Annotated in this window: 25 protein-coding genes and 2 tRNA genes; 11 read left to right on the top strand and 16 right to left on the bottom strand. The window is 54.4% G+C overall.

Annotated features, from left to right (window positions below):
• The 3 genes from ACYVG7_RS03150 to ACYVG7_RS03140 form a co-directional block, all read right to left on the bottom strand.
• A partial coding sequence (locus ACYVG7_RS03150) for a GTP-binding protein (protein WP_460881793.1) occupies window positions 1-323 on the bottom strand: 323 nt, incomplete at its 3' end.
• A 153-nt stretch (window positions 324-476) separates the two neighbouring features.
• A tRNA-Gly gene (locus ACYVG7_RS03145) sits at window positions 477-551 on the bottom strand.
• Between the two features lie 36 nt (window positions 552-587).
• Window positions 588-672, bottom strand: a tRNA-Tyr gene (locus tag ACYVG7_RS03140).
• Window positions 673-884: 212 nt separating this feature from the next.
• Between ACYVG7_RS03140 and coaA the strand changes: the two genes are divergently transcribed.
• Window positions 885-1,832: a type I pantothenate kinase gene (coaA, locus tag ACYVG7_RS03135; protein WP_460881792.1), complete on the top strand. Its 948-nt coding sequence runs from the start codon at window positions 885-887 to the stop codon at window positions 1,830-1,832.
• A 24-nt stretch (window positions 1,833-1,856) separates the two neighbouring features.
• On the opposite strand, the gene birA is transcribed toward coaA, so the two are convergent.
• From birA to mlaF, 12 genes are all read right to left on the bottom strand, one after another.
• Window positions 1,857-2,819, bottom strand: coding sequence for a bifunctional biotin--[acetyl-CoA-carboxylase] ligase/biotin operon repressor BirA (birA, locus tag ACYVG7_RS03130; protein ID WP_460881791.1), 963 nt, complete (start codon window positions 2,817-2,819; stop codon window positions 1,857-1,859).
• The gene (gene murB / locus ACYVG7_RS03125; protein ID WP_460881790.1) at window positions 2,807-3,853 is read right to left on the bottom strand and encodes a UDP-N-acetylmuramate dehydrogenase; all 1,047 of its coding nucleotides are present in this window, start codon (window positions 3,851-3,853) and stop codon (window positions 2,807-2,809) included. The genes birA and murB overlap by 13 nt, the downstream gene beginning before the upstream one ends.
• 106 nt (window positions 3,854-3,959) lie before the next feature.
• On the bottom strand, window positions 3,960-5,996 hold the full coding sequence (locus tag ACYVG7_RS03120; RefSeq protein ID WP_460881789.1) for a DNA topoisomerase III: 2,037 nt from the start codon (window positions 5,994-5,996) through the stop codon (window positions 3,960-3,962).
• Window positions 5,997-6,074: 78 nt separating this feature from the next.
• Window positions 6,075-6,533, bottom strand: a complete 459-nt coding sequence (locus tag ACYVG7_RS03115) for a hypothetical protein (RefSeq protein ID WP_460881788.1) — start codon at window positions 6,531-6,533, stop codon at window positions 6,075-6,077.
• A gap of 517 nt (window positions 6,534-7,050) precedes the next feature.
• Entirely contained in the window at window positions 7,051-7,512 is a 462-nt protein-coding gene (gene asnC, locus ACYVG7_RS03110) for a transcriptional regulator AsnC (RefSeq protein WP_460881787.1), read from the bottom strand.
• Window positions 7,513-7,881: 369 nt separating this feature from the next.
• Window positions 7,882-9,147, bottom strand: coding sequence for a UDP-N-acetylglucosamine 1-carboxyvinyltransferase (gene murA, locus ACYVG7_RS03105; RefSeq protein WP_460881786.1), 1,266 nt, complete (start codon window positions 9,145-9,147; stop codon window positions 7,882-7,884).
• Window positions 9,148-9,160: 13 nt separating this feature from the next.
• Entirely contained in the window at window positions 9,161-9,418 is a 258-nt protein-coding gene (gene ibaG / locus ACYVG7_RS03100; RefSeq protein WP_460881796.1) for a BolA family iron metabolism protein IbaG, read from the bottom strand.
• A gap of 17 nt (window positions 9,419-9,435) precedes the next feature.
• Window positions 9,436-9,696: an STAS domain-containing protein gene (locus ACYVG7_RS03095; RefSeq protein ID WP_460881785.1), complete on the bottom strand. Its 261-nt coding sequence runs from the start codon at window positions 9,694-9,696 to the stop codon at window positions 9,436-9,438.
• Window positions 9,693-10,325 (bottom strand): phospholipid-binding protein MlaC, encoded by a 633-nt coding sequence (gene mlaC / locus ACYVG7_RS03090; protein WP_460881784.1) that lies wholly within the window; start codon window positions 10,323-10,325, stop codon window positions 9,693-9,695. The genes ACYVG7_RS03095 and mlaC overlap by 4 nt, the downstream gene beginning before the upstream one ends.
• Before the next feature lie 10 nt (window positions 10,326-10,335).
• Window positions 10,336-10,809 carry an outer membrane lipid asymmetry maintenance protein MlaD gene (gene mlaD, locus ACYVG7_RS03085; protein WP_460881795.1) on the bottom strand — a complete coding sequence of 158 codons (474 nt, stop codon included), beginning with the start codon at window positions 10,807-10,809 and terminating at the stop codon, window positions 10,336-10,338.
• Window positions 10,810-10,814: 5 nt separating this feature from the next.
• Complete coding sequence (gene mlaE, locus ACYVG7_RS03080; RefSeq protein ID WP_460881783.1) at window positions 10,815-11,594, bottom strand: lipid asymmetry maintenance ABC transporter permease subunit MlaE; 780 nt, start codon at window positions 11,592-11,594, stop codon at window positions 10,815-10,817.
• Complete coding sequence (mlaF, locus tag ACYVG7_RS03075) at window positions 11,595-12,383, bottom strand: phospholipid ABC transporter ATP-binding protein MlaF (protein WP_460881782.1); 789 nt, start codon at window positions 12,381-12,383, stop codon at window positions 11,595-11,597.
• Window positions 12,384-12,566: 183 nt separating this feature from the next.
• Here mlaF and ACYVG7_RS03070 point away from each other — a divergent pair, with 183 nt between their 5' ends.
• From ACYVG7_RS03070 to ACYVG7_RS03025, 10 genes are read left to right on the top strand one after another with little or no spacing between them, the layout of a single operon-like run.
• Window positions 12,567-13,541, top strand: a complete 975-nt coding sequence (locus ACYVG7_RS03070) for a KpsF/GutQ family sugar-phosphate isomerase (RefSeq protein ID WP_460881781.1) — start codon at window positions 12,567-12,569, stop codon at window positions 13,539-13,541.
• On the top strand, window positions 13,541-14,095 hold the full coding sequence (gene kdsC / locus ACYVG7_RS03065; protein WP_460881780.1) for a 3-deoxy-manno-octulosonate-8-phosphatase KdsC: 555 nt from the start codon (window positions 13,541-13,543) through the stop codon (window positions 14,093-14,095). Before ACYVG7_RS03070 ends, kdsC begins: the two co-directional genes overlap by 1 nt.
• Entirely contained in the window at window positions 14,092-14,652 is a 561-nt protein-coding gene (gene lptC, locus ACYVG7_RS03060) for an LPS export ABC transporter periplasmic protein LptC (RefSeq protein ID WP_460881779.1), read from the top strand. The genes kdsC and lptC overlap by 4 nt, the downstream gene beginning before the upstream one ends.
• The gene (gene lptA / locus ACYVG7_RS03055) at window positions 14,624-15,154 is read left to right on the top strand and encodes a lipopolysaccharide transport periplasmic protein LptA (protein ID WP_460881778.1); all 531 of its coding nucleotides are present in this window, start codon (window positions 14,624-14,626) and stop codon (window positions 15,152-15,154) included. The genes lptC and lptA overlap by 29 nt, the downstream gene beginning before the upstream one ends.
• A gap of 1 nt (window position 15,155) precedes the next feature.
• The gene (lptB, locus tag ACYVG7_RS03050) at window positions 15,156-15,881 is read left to right on the top strand and encodes an LPS export ABC transporter ATP-binding protein (protein WP_460881777.1); all 726 of its coding nucleotides are present in this window, start codon (window positions 15,156-15,158) and stop codon (window positions 15,879-15,881) included.
• A 52-nt stretch (window positions 15,882-15,933) separates the two neighbouring features.
• Window positions 15,934-17,412: an RNA polymerase factor sigma-54 gene (locus tag ACYVG7_RS03045; RefSeq protein WP_460881776.1), complete on the top strand. Its 1,479-nt coding sequence runs from the start codon at window positions 15,934-15,936 to the stop codon at window positions 17,410-17,412.
• 21 nt (window positions 17,413-17,433) lie between these two features.
• The gene (hpf, locus tag ACYVG7_RS03040) at window positions 17,434-17,721 is read left to right on the top strand and encodes a ribosome hibernation promoting factor (RefSeq protein ID WP_460881775.1); all 288 of its coding nucleotides are present in this window, start codon (window positions 17,434-17,436) and stop codon (window positions 17,719-17,721) included.
• 2 nt (window positions 17,722-17,723) lie between these two features.
• Window positions 17,724-18,170, top strand: a complete 447-nt coding sequence (gene ptsN, locus ACYVG7_RS03035) for a PTS IIA-like nitrogen regulatory protein PtsN (protein ID WP_460881774.1) — start codon at window positions 17,724-17,726, stop codon at window positions 18,168-18,170.
• A gap of 7 nt (window positions 18,171-18,177) precedes the next feature.
• Window positions 18,178-19,044: an RNase adapter RapZ gene (gene rapZ, locus ACYVG7_RS03030; protein ID WP_460881773.1), complete on the top strand. Its 867-nt coding sequence runs from the start codon at window positions 18,178-18,180 to the stop codon at window positions 19,042-19,044.
• A complete protein-coding gene (locus ACYVG7_RS03025; RefSeq protein ID WP_460881772.1) occupies window positions 19,031-19,306 on the top strand; it encodes an HPr family phosphocarrier protein in 276 nt (91 codons plus the stop codon). Before rapZ ends, ACYVG7_RS03025 begins: the two co-directional genes overlap by 14 nt.
• 77 nt (window positions 19,307-19,383) lie before the next feature.
• Here the strand turns inward: ACYVG7_RS03025 and ACYVG7_RS03020 are convergent, their stop codons facing one another.
• Complete coding sequence (locus ACYVG7_RS03020; protein WP_460881771.1) at window positions 19,384-22,527, bottom strand: SEL1-like repeat protein; 3,144 nt, start codon at window positions 22,525-22,527, stop codon at window positions 19,384-19,386.
• Between the last annotated feature and the right edge of the window lie 141 nt (window positions 22,528-22,668).

The following is a 22,668-nucleotide window of genomic DNA, read 5'->3' as shown; positions in this document are numbered from 1 at the left end:
GCAGCAACAACCAGGATAGCGCCGTCCATTTGAGCAGCACCGGTGATCATGTTCTTCACGTAGTCGGCGTGGCCTGGGCAGTCGACGTGTGCGTAGTGACGTGCCGGGGTGTCGTACTCAACGTGAGAGGTGTTGATGGTGATACCACGAGCCTTTTCTTCCGGTGCCTTGTCGATTTGGTCGAAAGCGAAGGCCTTACCGCCGTAGGTCTTGGCCAGCACTGCGGTGATGGCGGCAGTCAGGGTGGTCTTACCGTGGTCAACGTGGCCGATAGTACCTACGTTAACGTGGGGTTTTGTACGTTCAAATTTTTCTTTAGACATGCTCGTCCCTCTAACTATCACTGCTCAAGTGGTGGCTAGCCACCGCACAAGTCGCTACTGGAATAAACTCAAGGTGTTGATTGGTAAACGGCATATCCGCCCGCAAAGTTCCAGTAACTGATTAAATAGGAACTTATTTATCGCGGTGGATATTGGAGCGGGCAGCGGGAATCGAACCCGCGTCATCAGCTTGGAAGGCTGAGGTAATAGCCATTATACGATGCCCGCTTGTTTTTCAGACCAACAACCTCGAACCCTAAAAACTGGTGGAGGGAGAAGGATTCGAACCTTCGAAGGCAGAGCCGTCAGATTTACAGTCTGATCCCTTTGGCCGCTCGGGAACCCCTCCGGATTGCGGCGTGGCTCTGCGACAACAACACAGACCCATGCACGAGCGCGGGCATTTTAGGGTATGGAATTGATTCCTTGCAACCGGATGGTTGCTGTTTTTTTGGCTAGAACGCGCTAAAAGTACAAAAACTCCGTTCAAGCCATTCCCCTGCGGCTTGTGAGCCCTCCCCCCTTGGTGTAATGTCGCCCTGCTTAAAAAGGGAGTTTTGCATGACGATCGATACAGGCCACTTGTCTCCTTATCTGAGTTTTTCCCGTGATCAGTGGTCCGACCTGCGCGCGGCAGTACCTATGACACTGACCGAGCAGGATCTGATCCAGCTCCGCGGGATCCATGATGAACTCTCGTTGGACGAGGTGCGGGATATATATCTGCCCCTATCCCGCTTGTTGAATCTGTATGTCAAAGCGCGCCAGAGTCGTAGCAAGGTTATCGAGCAGTTTTTAGGCACTCAGCCGTCTCACCTGCCCTACGTCATCAGCATTGCTGGCAGTGTCGCCGTCGGCAAGAGTACGACAGCGCGTATTTTGCAGGCACTGTTGGATCGCTGGCCGGAACACCCGAAAGTCGAACTCATCACCACAGATGGCTTTCTGTTTCCTAATCAGGAGCTGGAAGCTCGTGGCTTGATGAAAAAGAAAGGCTTCCCGCAGTCATATGACATGCGGCGCTTGGTCAATTTCGTTGCAGATATCAAGGCTGGTTCGGAAAGTGTCAGCGCACCGGTTTATTCCCACCATATCTACGACATAGTTCCGGAAGCAGAAAAGCGGGTCGAGCAACCCGATATCCTGATCATTGAAGGATTGAACGTGTTGCAGAGCGGTATGGATTATCCCCATGATCCACATCATGTATTTGTGTCCGACTTTGTCGATTTTTCTATCTATGTGGATGCCGAAGAATCGCTGTTGAAAAATTGGTATATCGAGCGCTTTTTGCGTTTCCGCAAGGGTGCCTTTGCCGATCCGACTTGTTATTTCCATCATTACGCCGCATTAAGCGAAGACGAGTCCATTGCCATCGCCAGTACCATCTGGGACGAAATCAACTATCCGAATCTGAAGTCGAATATTTTGCCGACTCGTGAGCGCGCCAGCCTGATCCTGACCAAAGGCGCAGCTCATGCCATCGAGCAGGTTAAATTGCGGAAATAGCGTTCAGAGAGCGGTGCGGGATGCTCAGATCCCGCGCAGCGAAATCTCCCCACCCATATACACTTCCAACGTGTCATTCCGCTCCAGAACCAGACCACCCTGTGGGTTGATGCCACGCACCACCCCGGATATCTGCTGTTCCCCAAGGGTAAGTTGCACAGGTTTATCCCGATAAATATCCAGACGATTCCACCGCTCGACAAATGGCGCCAGACCATCTTGCTCGAAACTTTCCAATGCCCGGCGTAAATTCTGGATAAAGGTGGCCGTCAGGAGATTCCGCTGCAGTGGCTCACTGCGCAAGCGGGCTAATGAGGTCCAGGGTTGACCGATATGGGCACCCAGCTCGACTGGCATCGTCAGATTCAATCCCACCCCCACGACGACATGGCAACTGCCTCCAGCGATCGCGGACATCTCCACCAGGATCCCGGCCAGTTTTTCACCTCGGGCATAGAGATCATTGGGCCATTTCAAGCCAACATCAGGGTAATTCAGCGCCTGCAGGGTTTCCGCCAGTGCCACACCGACAACCAGGCTCAAGCCCATAGCAGCGGCGAATCCGGACTCCAGTCGCCAGTACAGACTCATAATCATCTGCCCCGCGAATGGCGAAACCCATTGTCGCCCGCGGCGGCCACGCCCCGAGGTCTGACACTCCGCTAATAGGCACTCACCTTTTTGCCAATCCGCCAATCGACTCATCATGTACTGATTAGTCGAATCGATCACGGCGATACAATGAATAGGCGCCCCCGGTAACTGCTCCAGATAAGCGGCATCGAGCAACTCCAAAGGTCGGGCAAGACGATATCCTTTACCGGTGACACTAAAAATATCCAGCCCCAGAGCCTTGAGGCTCTTCACCTGTAAACTGATCGCCGCACGACTGATCGCCAATTGCTGGCCAATTTGTTCGCCGGAGTGAAATTCACCATCAGCCAGTAGTTGCAGTAATTGTTGTTGCCTCTCCGTCAATCGGCGCATGAGCAGGCCTCATCCAGGGTCACCTCGCCAGTTGTGCCCATAAAACGCACTTCCGGAGTCAGCTTGATACCAAATTGTTCATGGACCCGCTGTTGGACATGTTTTGCCAGTTTCACGATTTCAAATGCCGCCGCCCCCCCCAGGTTCACCAGGACCAGGGCTTGCTGGGCATGAACAGCCGCGCGCCCCATCTCCAGCCCCTTGAGTCCAGCCCGCTCAATCAGCCAGCCCGCAGCCAGTTTCACAGAGCCATCCGCCTGCGGATAAGCGGGCATAACCGGATACTCGGCTTGCAATGCGGCAGCTTTTCCAGCGTCGACCGTCGGATTCTTGAAGAAGCTCCCTGCATTCCCCAACTGTTCAGGTTGCGGTAATTTTTCAAGCCTTAACTGGCAAACGGTATTAAAGATCTGTTGGGCTGTGACTTGAGACCCGAGCTCGCGTAGCGGTCCGTAACCGGTAACGGCTTGCCACTGTTTCGGTAATTTGAATCCGACGGCTGTGATAATCCGGCTATGTTGCCATTCTTGCTTGAAACGACTCTCCCGATATCCGAATCCGCACTCTTGAGCCGGGATCCGTAGCTGTTGTTGCAGATCCAGATCCCATACGTCGACGTAACTGCAGTAACGACACACTTCAACGCCGTAGGCACCAATATTTTGTACCGGAGCTGCCCCAACCGACCCCGGGATCAGAGCCATGTTTTCGAGGCCAGCCATACCTTGACTCAGACTCCATTGTACCAGTTGGTGCCAGTTCTCTCCGGCAGCAACATGCAATGACCAAGCATCGTCACACTCGGTCACATCGATCCCTTTCATGGCATTTACCAAGACCAAACCCGAAAAGTCACTGGTGAACAAGATATTACTTCCCCCCCCCAGAACCAGCCGGGGCAGATTCCGCCAACGATCATCCAGCAGAATCTGTTGCAACTCGGCCAGAGAGTCGAAAGCCAGTCCCCAGTCGGCATAGGCTTTCATGCCAAACGTATTCCAGGGGGTCAGGTCAAAGTGCGCGCTCGGGGTCATAAACCACTCCTTACCATCAGGTCGTTGAGTGTACCCCATAGTGCAGTCGGGCTGTACCCTCCGACACCGGTCCCATGTCCCCGGCGCTGCTTGTTCCGGGATATGGTCAGAGAGGAGTTGCTTTTCCTCTCCCCTTGCGGACCGGAGCTTTTCGTGGTGCGCGGGATGGGGCCGGGGAGGCATCGGCGGCAGAATGTGGTGCGGATGGCCGGCGGGATGACGAAAATTTGCCTTTCCTCTGTCGGTAACCTTGCCCGGCGCCTCGGGTTGGCGCGGCTGGCATAGCCGCAAAGAGCTCACGAACCGACTCACGGCCGGACTGCGCCTCCGCGATCAATCGACTCAGCTCTTGCTGCAGGGGCTGCATGAAGCTCTGGTAGGGCAACTCCCGTTGTTCAATGGCTGACAGCGCACGCTCCCAACGCGCCGTCATATCCGGCAAACTGGCCGCAACCGGCAAAGCTCGGATCAAGGCCTTACCCATTTCGGTGGCGCGGATGCTTTTGCCCTGATGTTGTAAAAACCCGCGTTGAAACAGTAACTCCAGAATGCCGGCTCGAGTCGCCTCGGTTCCCAGGCCATCGGTCTCCCGCAATATCTGCCGCAGGCTATTGTCCTGCACGTAGCGAGCAATGCCCGTCATGGCCGCCAGCAGGGTGGCATCGGTGAACGGTTTTGGCGGCTGGGTTTGCTTGTCAATCCGCTCGCCCCGCTCGCAATGTACAACATCCCCCTGTTGCAGAAGCGGAAGCCGCGACTCAGGCTCTTCATCCGCCCAATCCGCCGATAGCACGACTCGCCAACCCGGGAGCAAGATTTCCCGTCCCTTCGCCAAAAATTGGCCTCCGGCGATCTCGATACCGATCCGGGTTTCTCGGCGCTGCAACGGCGGATAAAACTGCGCCAGATAGTGACGAGCAATGAGCGTATATAACGCCAATTCCTGGCGGCTCAAGCTCTCACCATTCATCCGGCGCTCAGTGGGAATGATGCCGTGGTGGGCAGACACCTTAGTATCATTCCAGGCGGCGGAGCGTAACTGAAAATCCGCGCTCTGGACTGCAGCCTGCAATGTGGGCTGTACCATACCAATCGCCGCCGCGACCTGGCTGGCCAGTCGATGATGCTCGTTGGGCAGGTAACGGCAATCCGAACGGGGATAGGTGATAAGTTTGTGACGCTCATAGAGTTGCTGGCACAGATCCAGCGTCTGTTTCGGACTCAGGTTCAGCTGCCGGGAGGCATCGATTTGTAATGCCGATAAGTTATAGGGCAGCGGGGCCGACTGTTTGACCACCTTGATCTGATACTCTTGAACCGTTCCCGGCTGACCGCCGATCCGCTCAACCACCTTGTCCGCCAGAGCCCGCGAGAGTACACGCCCCTCCTCATCCTGCCAAGGTTGGCACGCCGCCGAGGGCTGCCACTCGGCCGTAAAATGCACACCGGGCTTGGTGACGATGTGAGCGAGAACCGTGTAATAGGGCTTGCTGCTGAAAGCATCGATTTCGGCATCACGACGCACGACCAAGCCGAGAATGGGAGTTTGCACGCGCCCTACGGAAAGCAGAGCCTGACTGCCGCTGGAGCGGGCCAGCAAGGTGTATGCCCGGGTCATATTGATGCCATATAACCAATCGGCACGGGATCGCGCCAAGGCCGAGGTGCTCAGGGACAGAAACTCCCGGTTACTGCGTAGCGTCTCGAGTGCGCGGCGGACGGCGGGTGGATTCAAATCGCTGATCAGACAGCGCAGCATTTGATCCCGTTTGGATTTCGGCACGGCCAGATAGTCGATGACCTCATCCACCAGGAGCTGACCTTCCCGATCCGGATCTCCGGCATGCACCAACTCATCGGCCTGCTTGACCCACTGCTTCAAGATACCCAGTTGCTTACGGCTACTGCTCCGCGGCTTGACTTGCCAGCGTTCAGGGATAATCGGCAGAGTCTGCCACTGCCAGGATTTGAAGCGCGGATCGTACTCTTCCGGCGCGACCTGTTCCAACAGATGGCCGATACACCAACTGACCACGTCCCCATTCGCCGCACGCACATAGCCCTCACCTTTTTCGTGCGGTTTAGGTAATACCTCGGCAATGGCGCGGCCAAGACTGGGCTTTTCGGCAATATAGAGTCGCATCACTCGGCACTGAATGCATGTATATAAAAACAGTATCCTTCATGCTTCGATGTTTGCCAAGTCAGCGGACAACGAGAATCAGTGAAAGCTGCCCTCAATCAGGAAATCATCCAGCATTTCGACCAGTTCCCCCCACTGTTCAGGCTCTACAGCGGCATCAGGTTCATCCTCTTCCCCCAATTGCTGCCAGTAGTAGTGACGCAGGGACATGGCAAAGTCGCGGTAGCTGGTTGCCAGTTCAGATAACGAACCAAACCAGATGATGCGTCGTAATTCGACACTCAGCTCGTTGAGTTCTCGAACCAACTGTTCATCGCTCTCGCAAGAATCGACCAGGTCGGTAAACCGCTCACGAGCGGACTCGGCTTGCTCTTCATCCAGCTCGCCGGTATCGGCCAGCAAGTCGACATAATCACTGACCAGGTAATCCAGAACTTCATCCCGGTCGTGAAACCACAGCCATTGGGTTCCTTTACTGCCCAGCACAGAACCACCGAATGAATCGTCGGCATGCCCCAATGCCCAGAGATCTTCCATCTTGTATCCCTCGTAATCAGATAAAAAGCACGAGTATCCCGACGCGAGCGCATCGGGATACTGGTGGCCGAGGATAGACAAATCAACGCTTAAAAACGAGATAAAACAGCTGCTTCGAAAAAACTAGAAGGAATGCACCAGATTGCTGACGATAAACAGCAGCACAAATGCGAGCAAGGGGGGTAACACCATTTGACGCAGCATATCCGCCTCCGGACTGAACAATCGAACTCCCGTTGACTATTGTTCACCATTCAGCCGAACGCCAGTGATGCTCGGATAATCCCTCAAAGGCGTGATGGCTCGAACATTCTGCTCGCAAACAGGATCCGCTCCCATTGAGGATCGGTTATAACCAGAAAGCTAGCCTGGCTGCATATTCAGTGCGCCCACTCCCCGTCCACCATAAGCACCGGAGAAAATCATGACCCAAGAATTGAAATATGCCCTGATCAGCGTGATCCTGATTGTCATCATGCTGATTACCTTCTGTAGCGTACTGCTACTCTAATCTGGCTCAAGGCACGACTTGGCGTGAAATCGGATTGTGCAATGAAATCAGGGTTTCGGTGGACTGGATTTCATCAATTGCCTGGATCCGGTTGGTCAACAGGCTGTGTAGCTCATCGATTGAGCGGGTCATGATCTTGATAAAAATATTGTAATGACCCGTGGTGTAATAGGCTTCGACCACCTCCTCCAGCCGCTCCAGCTGTGCCAACGCCGAGGCATAGTCCTTGGCGCTCTTCAGATTGATGCCGATGAAGCAACAAACGTCATAGCCTAGCTGTTTGACGTTCACCAGAGCCTGGGTGCCGGTGATAATCCCGGCTTGTTTCATCTTCTCCACCCGCACATGAATCGTCGCCGGACTCACACTGAAGCGCTTACCCAATTCGGCATACGGAGTTCGAGCATCCAGCTGCAAGGCAGACAGAATGCTGCGATCCAGATTATCGATTCTATGATTCTCGCTCATGAAGCCCCTTCATTTTTAACGAATCAGCCAAATATTCCGCAAATAACAGATAATATTCACCAGCAACAGCTTTTATGCTTCGCTTTATTGAGTATTTTGCCACAAACGATGAATATAACCACGTCAGGTTACTTCAGCATATTATTCCGGTAGTTGTCACGAGCTCCCGGTGTTGCACTTGCCACTACAGGAGCCGGTAGTGAGTGCAGGAACTGAACAACCTCGGGTCGCCGGCTCCAACCACGTTCGGCGACCTTCATTCCTCACTTTTTCGGGCCATTTTGGCCCGTTTTCTTTTTACCGCGCCCAAAAACAAAGCCCCGCACAGATGGCGGGGCTTGAAATCAATTGGGTAACAAATGATGGCAGTTAGACCGGTTCGCCGTGGATACGCTCGATTTTGCCACCGAGCCCACGCAACTTGCCTTCGATATCTTCATAGCCGCGATCGATATGGTAGATACGATCCACCATAGTGATCCCTTCAGCGACGAAACCGGCCAACACCAGACTGGCGGAGGCGCGCAGATCCGTGGCCATCACTTGGGCACCACTCAGGTGGTCGGTATCCCGACATACTGCGGTATTGCCTTGCAATTCGACATCCGCCCCCATGCGCACCAATTCAGGAACATGCATGAAGCGATTCTCGAAGATGGTTTCCGTCACCACACCGGTTCCCTTGGCCACGGCATTGAGCACCGTAAATTGCGCCTGCATATCGGTCGGGAATGCCGGATAGGGAGCCGTGGTAATATTTACCGGCTTCAAGGTGCGACCACGCATATCCAGCTTGATCCAGTCCTTGCCCTTTTCAATCAGGGCACCGGCGTCTTCCAGCTTCACCAACACTGCTTCCAGCAAGGAAGGATCGGTCTGGTGACAGGTGATGCAACCATTGGAGATAGCAGCACCGACCAGGAAGGTGCCGGTTTCGATACGATCCGGTTGCACGCGGTATTCGCCACCATGCAGTTTTTCGACACCGTCGATGGTCAGGGTCGCAGTACCGACCCCCTCGATCTTGGCACCCAGCGCAATCAGGAAATTGGCCAGATCCACCACTTCAGGTTCACGGGCCGCATTTTCAATCACGGTACGGCCATCGGCCAATACAGCGGCCATCATCAGGTTTTCTGTCCCGGTGACCGAGACCATATCCATCAGGATATGTGCGCCCTTGAGGCGGCCATCGACACGCGCCTTGATGTAGCCCTCTTCGACTACAATCTTGGCACCCATCAGCTCCAGGCCGTGGATGTGCAAATTGACCGGACGAGCGCCAATGGCGCATCCGCCCGGCAGAGAAACATCCGCCATGCCGAAGCGAGCCGTTAACGGGCCCAATGCCAGGATCGAGGCACGCATGGTCTTGACCAGTTCATAGGGGGCGATGTGATGGTTCACCGCGCCGGCCAGTACAGTAACAGAGCCGTTACGCTGAACAGTTGCGCCCAAAATTTCCAGCAATTTCAGCGTAGTATTCACATCCTTGAGATGGGGTACGTTGCTGAGATGGATCTCTTCGTCACACAGCAAGGAAGCAAATAGTATTGGCAGCGCAGCATTTTTGGCGCCAGAAATGGTCACATCACCGTTCAGGCTGCAACCACCATAAATCTTGAATTTGTCCATCAGATCCGTTCCCTCAGGAGGGCATGATAAATTTTTTCTCGCGCTTCCACTCCTCGGGAGTAAAAGCCTTGATGCTCAGCGCATGAATGGCATTGGAGGCAATATGCTCCGAGAGGGGCGCATAGACGGTCTGCTGTTTCTTGACCCGACTCATGTCGGCAAACAGCGGGGATACGGCAATCACTTGAAAGTGGCCACCATCACCCTGGGCATAGACCTCATCCAGTGACAATGCGGCCCGCAGGATACTCTCAATCTCGGTAGGTTGCATCATTTCTCGTCTCGTAATTAGGGCTGGGATTGCAGGTCAAAGAGTGGCTCGACCGCATACAGAGAGCACAGTTTGGCGAAACTATCGGAAACCCCGGTCAGGCGCATGAGTTCACCGGCCGCCTGTCGGGCTTTGCCCCATTTGACCAGAAAGGCCAACCCGGCTGAATCAACATGCGTGACCGCTGCCAGATCCAGCTGATTGTTGGCAAACAGGGATTCACGTTGCGTCCACCAGACCGCAACTCGCTCGGCATCGATCACACCACTAATTTTCATGATTTTTTGCCTGGCAGCTGGGCCGGCTTCTTATTGTGCTCTTCCAGCATCTGGCTAACCGCATCAATACCTTTATCCCGGATCATGCCACCCAACTCGGATTGCTTGGAGGAGAGCAGGCTGATCCCTTCGGCCACCATGTCGAACGCCTTCCATTCACCGGTCTTGTTGTTTTGACGCAACTTGAAGATGACGTTGATATCCGGTTTACCCGGATCCAGCACTGCCACATTCACCGAGACCACCTTGTCATCGCCCAGATCACGAGGTGATTCGACTTTGATTTTCTGCTGATCATATTTCGCCAGCGCATCGGCATAGGTCGCGATGATGTAATCGGTGAACGCCAGGGTGAAGCGGTCGCGTTGTGCCGGTGTGGTCTCTTTGATGTTGCTGCCAATAACCTTATAGGCGGCAAACTTATTGTCGACATAGGGCATCAGCTCATCGCGGATCACCACACGCAGATAACCCGGTTCACTGTGGATCTTCTGTTGGTCTTGATTCAGTCGGTCAAAGGTGCGGTTGGCCGCTTCATTGATCAACGCAAAGGGATCCGCAGGATAGGCCGCTTGTGCCGAGCTGCCGAGACAGGCCAACAGCAGAATACCAATCAATTGTTTCAACATGGGATGAGCCTCACTTGTTGCTTTGACTGTAGAGGAACTTACCGATCAAGTCCTCCAATACGATGGCTGACTTGGTGTCTTCGATTCGATCGCCATTCTTCAACACCTCTGTCCCCATCTCCTCATCCATGAAGCCGGGCGTCAGACCGATATACTGCTCTCCGAGCAAGCCCGAGGTCAGAATAGATGCGGTGGTGGTACTAGCCAGAGCATTGAACTGCTGCTGGATCTGCATCTCGACAACCGGAGCTAGTGTTTTGTTATCAATCTGGATATTGGCAACCCGTCCGACCACCACCCCTCCGATCTTGATCGGCGAACGGACTTTCAAACCGCCGATATTGTCAAAGCGGGCATACAGGGCATACGTGGTACGGCCATCGTCGAAGGTCAGACCGGCGACCTTGAGTGCCAACAGCACGCCTGCCAGGATACCAGCCAACATGAAACAGCCAACGACAAACTCTATCTTATTGAATTTCATCATACTCACCCAAACATGACCGCAGTCAGAATAAAATCGAGGCCGAGCACAGCCAGTGAAGAGTGAACCACAGTGCGCGTCGTCGCCTGGCTGATGCCGGCCGAAGTCGGTTTGGCATCATAGCCGTTGAACAACGCAATCCAGGTCACCACCAATGCAAACACCAGGCTCTTGATACATCCCTGCATCACATCCTCACCAAAATCCACAGCCGCCTGCATGCCAGACCAGAAGGTACCTTCATCGACCCCCAGCCAATCGACACCCACTAGCTTGCCGCCATAGATGCCAATCAGGCTGAACATCAAGGCCAGCAACGGCAGGCTGATCACCCCGGCCCAGAAGCGTGGTGATACGATACGCCGCAGCGGATCTATGGCCATCATCTCCAGGCTGGAGAGCTGTTCTGTCGCCTTCATCAGCCCGATTTCCGCCGTCAAGGCCGAACCGGCTCGCCCCGCAAACAACAGGGCGGCGACCACAGGCCCAAGTTCACGCAGTAAGGAAAGAGAAACCAAAGGACCCAAGCTGCCTTCCGCCTTGAATTCAACCAGCACGTTGTAGCCCTGCAAGCCGAGCACCATGCCGATGAACAGTCCGGAAACCAGGATGATCAACACCGACTGCACACCCACGACATAGAGCTGCTGGATCAACAACGGAAAATGCTTGGCTGGTTGTGGTCGCCCGACCAGGGCGTGATACAGCATAATCCCCGCCCGCCCGATGGCCTCCAGGCTACGAATGCCAGTGCGTCCCAGACGCAAGATAGGCTCTAACAACATTCAAAGTTCCTGCAAGTAATCGTTGGCCGGATAATGGAAAGGGACCGGACCATCGGGGAGACCGTGGATAAACTGCACCACTTCTGGATTGGCTTCTTCACGCAACTGCTCAGGTGTGCCATGGGCTACCACTTTGCGATTGGCAATCAGGTAGACATAATCGGCAATGCTCATGACCTCGGGAACATCGTGAGAGACGATCACCGAGGTAATATTCAAGGTTTTATTCAGTTGCTTGATGAGCTTGACCAGAACCGCCATGGTAATGGGATCCTGCCCCACGAACGGCTCATCATACATGATGAGCTCGGGATCCAGCGCAATAGCGCGTGCCAGAGCGGCGCGACGGGCCATGCCACCGGAAAGTTCAGATGGCATCAAGAGCTCTGCCCCCCGGAGGCCGACCGACTCCAGCTTCATCAACACCAGAGTCCGTAATAGCTCGTCCGGTAACCGGGTATGCTCACGCAGCGGGAAGGCCACGTTGTCAAACACGTTGAGCCCGGTAAACAGCGCGCCACTTTGAAACAGCATGCTCATGCGCTTGCGCAAGTCATACAGTTCACGACGGGAGAGTTCCGGCACATTCTGGCCATCGAACAGGATCTGGCCAGCATCCGGTTTGATTTGACCGCCGATCAACCGCAGCAAGGTGGTTTTGCCGATGCCGCTTGGCCCCATGAAGGCGGTAATCTTGCCCCGTGGAATCGTCAGACTGATATCATCGTACAACAGCCTTTCACCGTGGCTGAAGCTGAGCCCGGAGATGCGGATCAAATCATCACTCAAATGAATCTTCCTGATGCGTTGGTAAGTGTGCGCATTGTAGGGGTGTGTGATCCAACTCGCAACTGGAAGCCAGTATGGAACTTGTTCTGTATGGCTGCGGTTTAGCTTGGCAACGCGTTGTTATTCGCTTCTGCCCCTCGAGTTTCATATAATCGGCCAGTAAGTTGTTGTGGAGTCAGAATAATGTCCAAATCGTTCGATTACCGGAAGGTGGGTCTCCGGGTGCTGGAAACCGAGATCGCAGCCTTACGTGGGCTGCAGGAATATATCAATGATGAATTCAATCGTGCCTGTGATCTGATGCTCCGCTGCACCGGAAAAGTGATCGTCATGGGCATGGGCAAATCAGGGCATATAGCTCGCAAAATGGCTGCCAGTTTCGCCAGCACCGGCACGGCGGCTTTTTTTGTCCACCCGGGTGAAGCCAGTCATGGTGACCTGGGAATGATCTCCCCGCAGGATGTGGTCATCGCCATCTCCAACTCCGGAGAAAGCAGCGAAATTCTGGCGGTATTGCCGGTTCTGAAACGTTGGGGTAACCCGCTCATCTGCATGACCAGCAACTCAGCCTCCACCATGGGCAACGAGGCCGATATTCATCTGTGCATTCGGGTCCCCGAAGAAGCCTGTCCGCTGGGACTCGCCCCCACCGCCAGTACCACGGCCACGCTGGTCATGGGAGATGCCCTGGCCGTCGCCTTGCTGGAGGCTCGTGGATTCACCAGTGAAGACTTTGCCATGTCGCATCCTGGTGGCGCCCTGGGCCGTAAGCTGTTGCTGCGCAATTCAGATCTGATGCACAGCGGTGACCTGCTGCCGGCCGTCTCGCGTCAGGCATCCATTCGTGATGCGTTGCTGGAAGTCAGTGCCAAGGGGCTGGGCATGACCACCATCCTCAATCCCGACGGTACCCTGGCCGGGTTGTTTACCGATGGTGACCTGCGCCGGATCCTGGATCAGCGTGTCGACATCCATCAGACTCGTATCGAGAGTGTCATGAAAACCGGTTGCACGACAGTCCCGGCTGAGATGTTGGCCGCCGAGGCCGTGCAATTGATGCAAACGAAAAAAATCAACGGCTTGGTCGTCGTCGATAAGAGTAACCGTCCAATAGGCGCCTTCAATATGCACGATGTGCTGAAAGCTGGAGTTGTCTGATGAGCCAAATCGAGACCTTGTATGGTCCGGTCAGTACCGACGTGTTCGCTCGTGCCGGACAGATCCGGCTGCTGGTGTGCGATGTGGACGGCGTCCTTTCGGATGGCCGCATCTACATGGGCAATCAGGGGGAGGAATTCAAGACGTTCCACACCAAAGACGGCTTTGGTCTCAAGGCTCTTCGCGATATTGGCATTGAAGTCGGTATCATCACCGGTCGAAACTCGAGAATCGTCAGTGATCGAATGGCAGCATTGGGTATCGAACATCTCTATCAAGGCCAAGGCGCCAAGCTGCCTGCATTTCAGGATCTACTGGATGTCCTCGGTCTGGAGGCGAACCAGGCGGCCTATATTGGCGATGATGTGATTGATATTCCGGTCATGCAGGCTAGTTGCCTGGGTGTTGCGGTGGCGGATGCTCATCCGTTAACACAACGCGCCGCCCGTTACATCACCCGGCTACGCGGTGGCGAAGGTGCGGTGCGCGAAGTGTGCGATTTGCTGCTGCAAGCCAATCAGGCGCTGGATCAGGCGCAAGGGGCTTCGGTATGAGTCGCCAGAATTGGCTGATTGGTCTGATGTTTCTCCTCGCCTTGGGTCTCTGGCGCTGGTTCGATCAGGAGACTGGCGACAGCCAGGCTCAAAGCGGATCTATCTACCAACCCTCATTCACCGCCAAGGCATTGAGAACCCAGCATTACGATGCCAAAGGGCACCTTAAGGAAGAGTTGGCCGCCGACTACGCCGAACACTACGCTCAGTTAGAGATGAGCGAACTGGAACATCCGCGCATCACGACCCGGGATGCTGATGGCAAACCGTTATGGGAGCTCAGTGGCGAGAAGGGTGTACTCAACAACAGTGATAGCGCTATTTTGCGCAATCAGGTGGTCCTGAAGAACCTGGGGCCGCAGCCCATCGCCGAGCGACTGACCACCGACTACATGGAGCTGGATCTGACCAACCAGCAAATGCGCACCAATCTGAAAGTCGTGATCGAAGGACCTGGCTTCCACAATGAGGGCGTTGGCCTCTTGGGGAAACTGGACCAAAACAGCTATGAACTATTGGACAACAGTCATGCGATTTACTTTAACCAAGCCCGCTAAGGTGCTCTGCTGTCTGCTGCTGGCCTCCAGCGCCGGGATAGCCAAACAAACCGATTATCAGCAAAAGATCTTTGTCGACTCGCAACGCCAACTGGCCGAACTGGGCAGCAACAAAGTGTCGTTTCTCGATGATGTGGTGATCACTCAAGGCACCATCAAAATCACCGCCAGCAAAGTCGAAGTCATCCGCAATGGCCAAAAAGGTGCAGAAGAGATGATCGCCTATGGCTCACCCGCGACCTTTTCCCAGGTGCTGGATAATGGTAAACCGGTACAAGCCAGTGCCAATCGCCTTCACTATAAGCTCAAAGAGAAGCTGGTCGTGCTCAGCGACAAGGCTAAATTGCAGCAGCAAGACAATGAAGTGAGCGGCGATGTCATCCGCTATGACATCCAGAAACAGCAGATGGCCGCTGAAAGTACCGCCAAGGGCTCACGAGTCAAGACTGTTTTCTTGCCGGAACAGTTGCAAGAGCAGACCAGTCAGAAGGATGGTCAATAAGATGTCGTTGTTAAAAGCCAGCGCTCTGAAGAAGAGTTATAAAAGCCGCACCGTGGTCAGTGACGTCAGCCTGCAAGTTGAAACCGGCCAGGTCGTCGGTTTGCTCGGGCCAAATGGCGCCGGGAAAACCACCTCGTTCTACATGATCGTCGGTCTGGTTCCCCAAGATGGCGGTAGCGTAACGGTCGATGACATCGACATCACCTCTCTGCCGATGCACGAGCGCGCCAGAAATGGCATTGGTTACCTGCCGCAAGAGGCCTCGATCTTCCGTCGCCTCACGGTCGAACAAAATTTAATGGGCGTATTGGAAGTCCGTGGTGATCTCACCCGGGAGGAAAGAACGGACAAGATGGAGTCTCTTCTCGAGGAGTTTCACATCAGTCATATCCGCCATAGCCTTGGCATGAGCCTCTCCGGAGGTGAACGGCGGCGGGTGGAAATCGCCAGAGCTCTGGCCGCAGACCCCAGATTTATCCTGTTAGATGAACCATTTGCCGGTGTAGACCCCATCTCGGTCATCGACATCAAACGCATCATCGAACATTTACGCGATCGTGGGCTTGGGGTATTAATTACCGATCATAACGTACGAGAAACCTTGGATGTCTGCGAGAAAGCCTATATCGTCAGTCATGGCAAGCTTATTGCCGAGGGCGCTCCAAGCGAAATTCTCAACAACGAACAGGTGAAAAAAGTTTATCTGGGAGAAGGATTCACCCTATAGGTAACACTCTCTGCAGGACCCGGTTTGTCGATTTAAGGAAAGAGCGATACTAATGAAACCGACTTTACAGTTGCGCCTTGGTCAGTCATTGGCCATGACGCCACAGCTTCAGCAAGCGATCCGCTTGCTACAACTCTCCACACTGGAGCTCCAACAGGAGATCCAGCAGGCACTCGATGCCAATCCCCTGCTGGAGCAGGAGGAGAGTGATAATCTGGAGCCCATGTCGGAGCAAGAACGGGACGACGCGCAAGCAGCAGACGAGGCCAGGGACGAGCAGGATGGTAGCCAGCTCAACACCAGCGACGCACTCAATCAGGAAAACATGCCGGATGAGTTGCCGATGGATACCACCTGGGATGAGCTTTATACCGCAGGAACCCATCAGGCCAGTGGCTTACCCAGCGGCGACGATGAGCCTGTCTATCAGGGTGAGACCACAGAAACACTGCAAGATTACCTGCTTTGGCAGATGCAACTGACACCATTTAGCGAGTTGGATCAGGCGATTGCGCTTTCGATCATCGACGCAATTGATGATTCAGGCTATTTGACGGCCACCCTGGAGGACATCCTTGAAGCAGTGCAGTCTGACGAGCGTGAAGTCGAGCTGGATGAGGTTGAAGCCGTACTCAAGAGAGTTCAGCACTTTGACCCCGTTGGTGTCGCCTCTCGCTCCGTCCAGGAGTGTTTGCTGATCCAACTGGGGCAATATCCACAGACCACACCTTGGCTTCAAGAAGCGAAAACTATCCTGCAAGAGCACATGGACTTGCTGGCCAGTCGGGACTATCGCAATCTGGCCCGCAAGATGCAGCTCAAGGAAGGAGAACTCAAGGAGGCGCTGGATCTGATCCAGCATCTGGAACCGAGGCCTGGCAACAGTATTATCCAAAGCGACTCCCAATATGTGATTCCGGATGTCGCGGTCAGCAAGAAGCAGGGCAAGTGGGTGGTAGAATTAAACCCAGATGCCATGCCGAAAATTCGCATCAACGAAACCTATGCCTCCATGGCCCGCAGCGCTCGAAACAGCAGTGACAGTCAGTTTATCCGCTCACACTTGCAAGAGGCCAAATGGTTTATCAAGAGCCTGGAGAGCCGGAATGAAACCCTGCTGAAAGTAGCGAATTGTATCGTGTTGCAGCAGCAAGACTTTTTCGAATATGGTGAAGAGGCTATGAAGCCCATGGTTCTCAATGATGTCGCCGAAGCGGTAGAAATGCATGAGTCGACCATTTCGCGTGTGACCACACAAAAATTCATGCATACGCCTCGTGGAATCTTCGAACTTAAATACTTTTTCTCAAGTCACGTCAATACTGATAATGGAGGGGAGTGTTCTTCCACCGCAATCCGGGCTTTGATCAAGAAGCTGGTCGCGGCTGAAAATACAGCAAAACCCTTAAGCGATAGCAAGATCGCGGATTTGCTTACTGAACAAGGTATTATGGTAGCCAGACGGACCATCGCTAAGTATCGAGAGTCTTTGTCAATACCGCCATCCAGTCAGCGCAAACGCCTGTTGTAGGCCAAACAAAAGGAAGACGTTATGCAAATTAACCTGTCAGGTCATCACATCGAAATTACCGACCCGCTGCGTGACTTCGTAAATAGCAAATTTGCCAAGCTGGAGCGTCACTTCGAACAAATCAATAATGTTCAAGTCATTCTCACGGTTGAAAAACTCAACCAGATCGCCGAAGCCAAACTCAACGTCAATGGTGGCGAGATTTTTGCCAATTCCCAGCAGGCCGATATGTATGCGGCAATCGACACGCTGATTGATAAGCTGGATCGCCAGATCATCAAGCACAAAGAAAAATTGAATAGTAAGTAACTATGTTAATTCAGGACTTTCTTAGCAGGGACTGCACCAAAAGTGCAGTCCCTTGTTCCAGTAAAAAACGCGCCATTGAACTCATCAGTGAACTGGCCGCCCAGCGGTTAGGATTGGATGAGCAAGAGCTATTTGAACGCCTGTTGGCCCGTGAAAAGATGGGCAGTACCGGCATTGGCGGGGCCATCGCCATTCCTCATGGCCGGATCCCGGACGGTCATCCACTGACAGCGGTATTTCTAACACTGGATCAAGGCATTGCCTTCGATGCGATCGATAACCAGCCTGTCGACATCCTGTTTGCCCTGCTGGTACCCGAAAGTGAATGTAAAACCCATCTCAAGACGCTCTCTCTCATCGCCAGCAAGTTGAATGACAAGGCTTTTTGTCGTTTACTGCGCCAGGCCGAGAGTGACGAAGCGCTCTATCAACTGATGATTGCCCCCTGAGGCGCCCATGAAATTGATCGTGGTCAGTGGCCGCTCTGGCTCAGGAAAAACCATAGCCCTGCGTGTCCTGGAAGACCTAGGCTACTATTGTGTCGATAATCTTCCGGTTACCTTACTGCCCCAATTGGTGCTGGAAGCACGGGATCGTTATGACCAACTCGCCGTCAGTATTGATGTGCGCAACATGCCGGACGAAAGCGGCGATATTGACAACTTGCTGGGCCAAATCCGTCAGGCCAGCGATATCGAATTTTCCAGTATTTTTACCGATGCTGACAATGCCACGCTGATCCGTCGCTATGGCGAAAGTCGGCGTTTACATCCACTGTCGCGCAAGCACCTCTCGCTGGATCAAGCCATCCAACAAGAGACCCATCTCTTGGCTCCCTTGTCATCAACGGCTGATCTGCGCATTGATACCAGCATGCTGAGCATTCACGATCTCAGCGAGCAGATCTGCGAACGCGTCTTGGGGCGCAAAGAGAAAGAACTGGTTTTGGTCTTTGAGTCGTTCGGCTTCAAACATGGCACCCCCAAAGATGCAGATTTCGTGTTCGATGCCCGCTTTCTCCCTAATCCACACTGGGTTCCTGAGCTCAGGGTTCTGACCGGGCTGGATGCGCCAGTCCGTGAGTACCTGCAAGCACAGCCGGATGTCATGCTTTACAGCCAGCAGATCGAAACCCTGCTGAGTAACTGGCTTCCCCATCTGGAGCGGAACAACCGTAGCTATGTCACGGTTGCCATCGGGTGTACAGGAGGACAGCACAGATCCGTGTTCATCACCGAACTGTTAGCCGCCAGTTTCCGGGCCAGAAACAAGACCGTCCAGGTCCGCCATCGTACGCTGGAGAAATCCCATGCCTCGCATTGAGAAACGACTGCCCATCATCAACAAGTTGGGGTTACACGCCCGTGCCGCCATCAAACTGGTGCAACTCACCGCCAGCTATCAGGCAACTATCATGGTCAGCAATGAAGAAAAAGAGGCCAGCGCAGATAGCGTCATGGGGTTATTGATGCTTGAGGCCGCTCAAGGATCCAGTATTCATGTCACCTGCGAAGGTCCGGATGCCGAGGAGGTCATGGATGCCGTCGAACAACTGGTCGCGGCACGATTCGAAGAAGCAGAATAAGATTCGAAGCAGCAAACATGAAAAAACGCCGGTTTCATAACCGGCGTTTTTTGTGCTCGTAACCGTTGACTGGTTAATTACACCTGCATCTGCCACTGCTCAAAAAACAAGGTTGCTTCACGCTGCGCCTCGATTAATTGTGCAGCGTTCAGCAATCGCGCCATATTGTCCCGTAACTGTTGCGCCTCACTCAGACGGCAACCGCCGGCAACCGCCAACGAGCTCCAGACATAGGCCTGCTGATTATCCTGCGGCACGCCGACACCTTGCTGATACAAACAAGCCAAGTTGTATTGCGCCAGGGCATGCCCTTGTTCTGCAGCCCGAGAAAACAGCGCTGCCGCTTGGTGGAAATTCTGTGGCGCTCCTCGGCCCTCCTGGAACATGACCCCGAGTTGGTACTGCGCCTTAGCATGTCCCTGATCGACCGCCAGACGATACCAGCTTGCCGCCTGCTGATAATCCAACTCCACCACCCGCCCGGTTTCGAACAGCATGGCCAGATTGTATTGCGCATCGGCATGCCCCGACTCTGCGGCCTGACGGAACAGCTGCAACGCACGACCACTATCGACCTCGCACCCGAGCCCTTGCAGACACAACTCCGCCAATTCGGAGCAGCCCTGCGGATCACCCTGCGCAGCGGATTTGTTGAACCAGGCAACGGCCTCCGCATCATCCTGCTGGACCCCCAATCCCTGCCGATACATCTTACCCAAGCGATTCTGCGCTTCGGCCACCCCTTCAGCCGCAACCCGGCGATAGAATGAAAGCGCCTGCAGATGATCCTGCAACACCCCTTGCCCCAGTTCGTAAAGTCGCCCTAACGCCAGATAAGCTTGCTGATTTCCCTGCTCAGCCGATTTCCGGAACCACTGAACAGCCTGACGATAGTCTTGTTGCACGCCACGACCCATCCGGTAAAAACCGCCCAAGATGAATTGGCCTTCAGCGGACCCTTGCTCGGCGGCTTTCTGATACCAGTTGGCGGCCTCGCGGAAACTGCGCGTCACGCCACGTCCCCGTTCATACATCCGACCTAGCGCCAACTGAGCTCGTGGTTCATTCTGATCAGCCGCCTTGCGATATAACTCCGCCGCTTTCAGCTCATCTTGGGCAATACCCGCGCCGGTTTCATATAGCTGCCCCAGCATAAATTGCGCTCGGGCATCACCGGCCTCAACAATTTTATTCAGCCACAAAGCCGCCTTGGAAGAGTCCAGATGGACGCCATCCCCTTGCAGATACATGCTGGCTAAGTTGAATTGGGATTCGGCGTGACCCGCTTCAGCCGCACGCTGGTAATACTCGGCCGCCTTGATCCGGTCCTGGCAGACACCTCGTCCATGTTCATAGGCAAACCCGAGTTTGAACTGGGATTTGAGGTGGCCTTGAGCCGCCGCCTGGATATAACAGGTGACCGCTTGCTGCTCATCCAGCTTGACACCCCGCCCACGCTCATACTGCAATCCCAGCGCATACAGGGCGGCGGGATCGCCTTGTTCTGCCGCTTTGCGATACCAATGGAAGGCTAATTCTTCATCCTGTTCAACACTGGCTCCCGCTTCATAGCGGCAAGCCAGACGTAATTGGGCCCCGGAATGCCCTTGCTCTGCGGCTTTACGCACCCAGTACAATGACTGGCTTGCATTCGCCTCAACACCACGGCCCTGCTCATACAGCATGGAAAGTGCGTACTGGGCATCGACATGATCCTGATCCGCAGCTCGTTTATACCAGATAAACGCCTCTTTCCAGGCTTGCGGTGAGGGGGCGCTGCTGCGGCCGGTTTGCGTCCATGAGACGCTCCGTGACATACGGCTACTATCCCGATCAGTGTCATCATCACTCTCATGATCCACCAAATTCAGCTCCAGCAAGCGCCCCAACTGATATTGGGCATCCGCCAAGCCAGCATCAGCTGATTTACGGAACCAGAGCAAAGCCTGTTGCAGATCCGCTGAAATCCCCATGCCATGCAGGCACATACAGGCCAGACGGTACTGCGCCTCAACCAATCCCTGCTCAGCCGCTTTGAGATATAAATCTGTGGCCTGTTGATGGAATTGGGGGACACCCAGTCCATGCTCATACATCTTGGCCAATGCCAACTGCGCATTAGCATTCCCCTGATCGGCGCTGCGTCTGAGCCAATACAGGGCTTGTGGATAATCGGGCTCCCGCCCTTCGACCCAAAGTTGCCCTAAACGATATTGCGCCTCTGAGCTCTCTTTTTCTGCCGCACTCTGATAATAGCTACGCGCCTTGTCCAGATCCTGTTCGACCCCCTCGCCCAACTGGTACATCTGTCCCAGCAGACACAGGGCATCCGCATGATCCTGTTCGGCAGCGCGTTGCAGCCAGTGCATCGCTTGCGCCACATCATAGAAAGGAGAATCAGGGTTACGACTGACAACAGCCATCTGGTATTGCGCTTCTATCGAACCCGCCTCGGCGGCGCGGCGATACCAGACCAGACCTTGCAATTCATCGTGCGAGACGCCCTTGCCCTGCATGAACAGCTGCGCCAAATTCAGCTGAGCCAGCAAGTGTCCCTGCTCAGCCGCACGGTTGAGCCAGAAGGCGCCCTGGGTTGGATCTTCCGCCACACCACGACCATAGGCGTGAGTCATACCATAACTGTATTGGGACTCGGCATCGCCCTGCTCCGCAGCCTGCCGCAGTTGGGACAATCCCGACTGAGATGAGTGGGTTGCGGTGTTCATGCGCCAGGTGACTTCATTGGTGACTGGCGTTGCCCGTACCGGAGTCACCGGTGTGGCTTCATGCTCAATATCTGTGGCAACAGAACCGCTGACATTCCAGCTAACCCGCTTTTTTTTCGGCTCTGGGCTTTCAACTATGCGCTCAACTTTCTTGATACCGGAACTTTGCGCCGACACTTGACGATTACTCGCGGTAGCGGCGCTCATCTGCCACGCCACGCGAGCCGGCACCGTATTCAGGCGATCCAGACTGCGTTGTGCCGGTAAGGAACCTTGCGCGGCCGCGCGACGGAACCACTCTTGGGCGACAAGCTCATCTTTGCTCATGCCCAAGCCTTCTACCGCCATGACTCCCATCTGATATTGGGCCTGGACATCACCGGCTTCAGCCATGGGGCGTAAATCGTCCAGAGCCTGAAGATAGTCACCATTCTTGAACGCATTAAGACCAGATTCCAGTCGGGTCTCAACGGATGAAGATGCACTCTTTGTCATAGTAATCGCCACCAAACAGGGAATGAGTACATTCCGGTCAGCACCCATGACCATAAAAAGTCAGGTATGCCAGATGTGGATTATTCCGCTTGTCACATAACGCAGGGACAATCGGAACAAATATCGCGATCCTTGGGTTAC

Source organism: Pseudaeromonas pectinilytica (assembly GCF_054780855.1).
The sequence above is the reverse complement of the archived record's forward strand: the minus strand, read 5'-3'. Positions and strand labels throughout refer to the sequence as shown.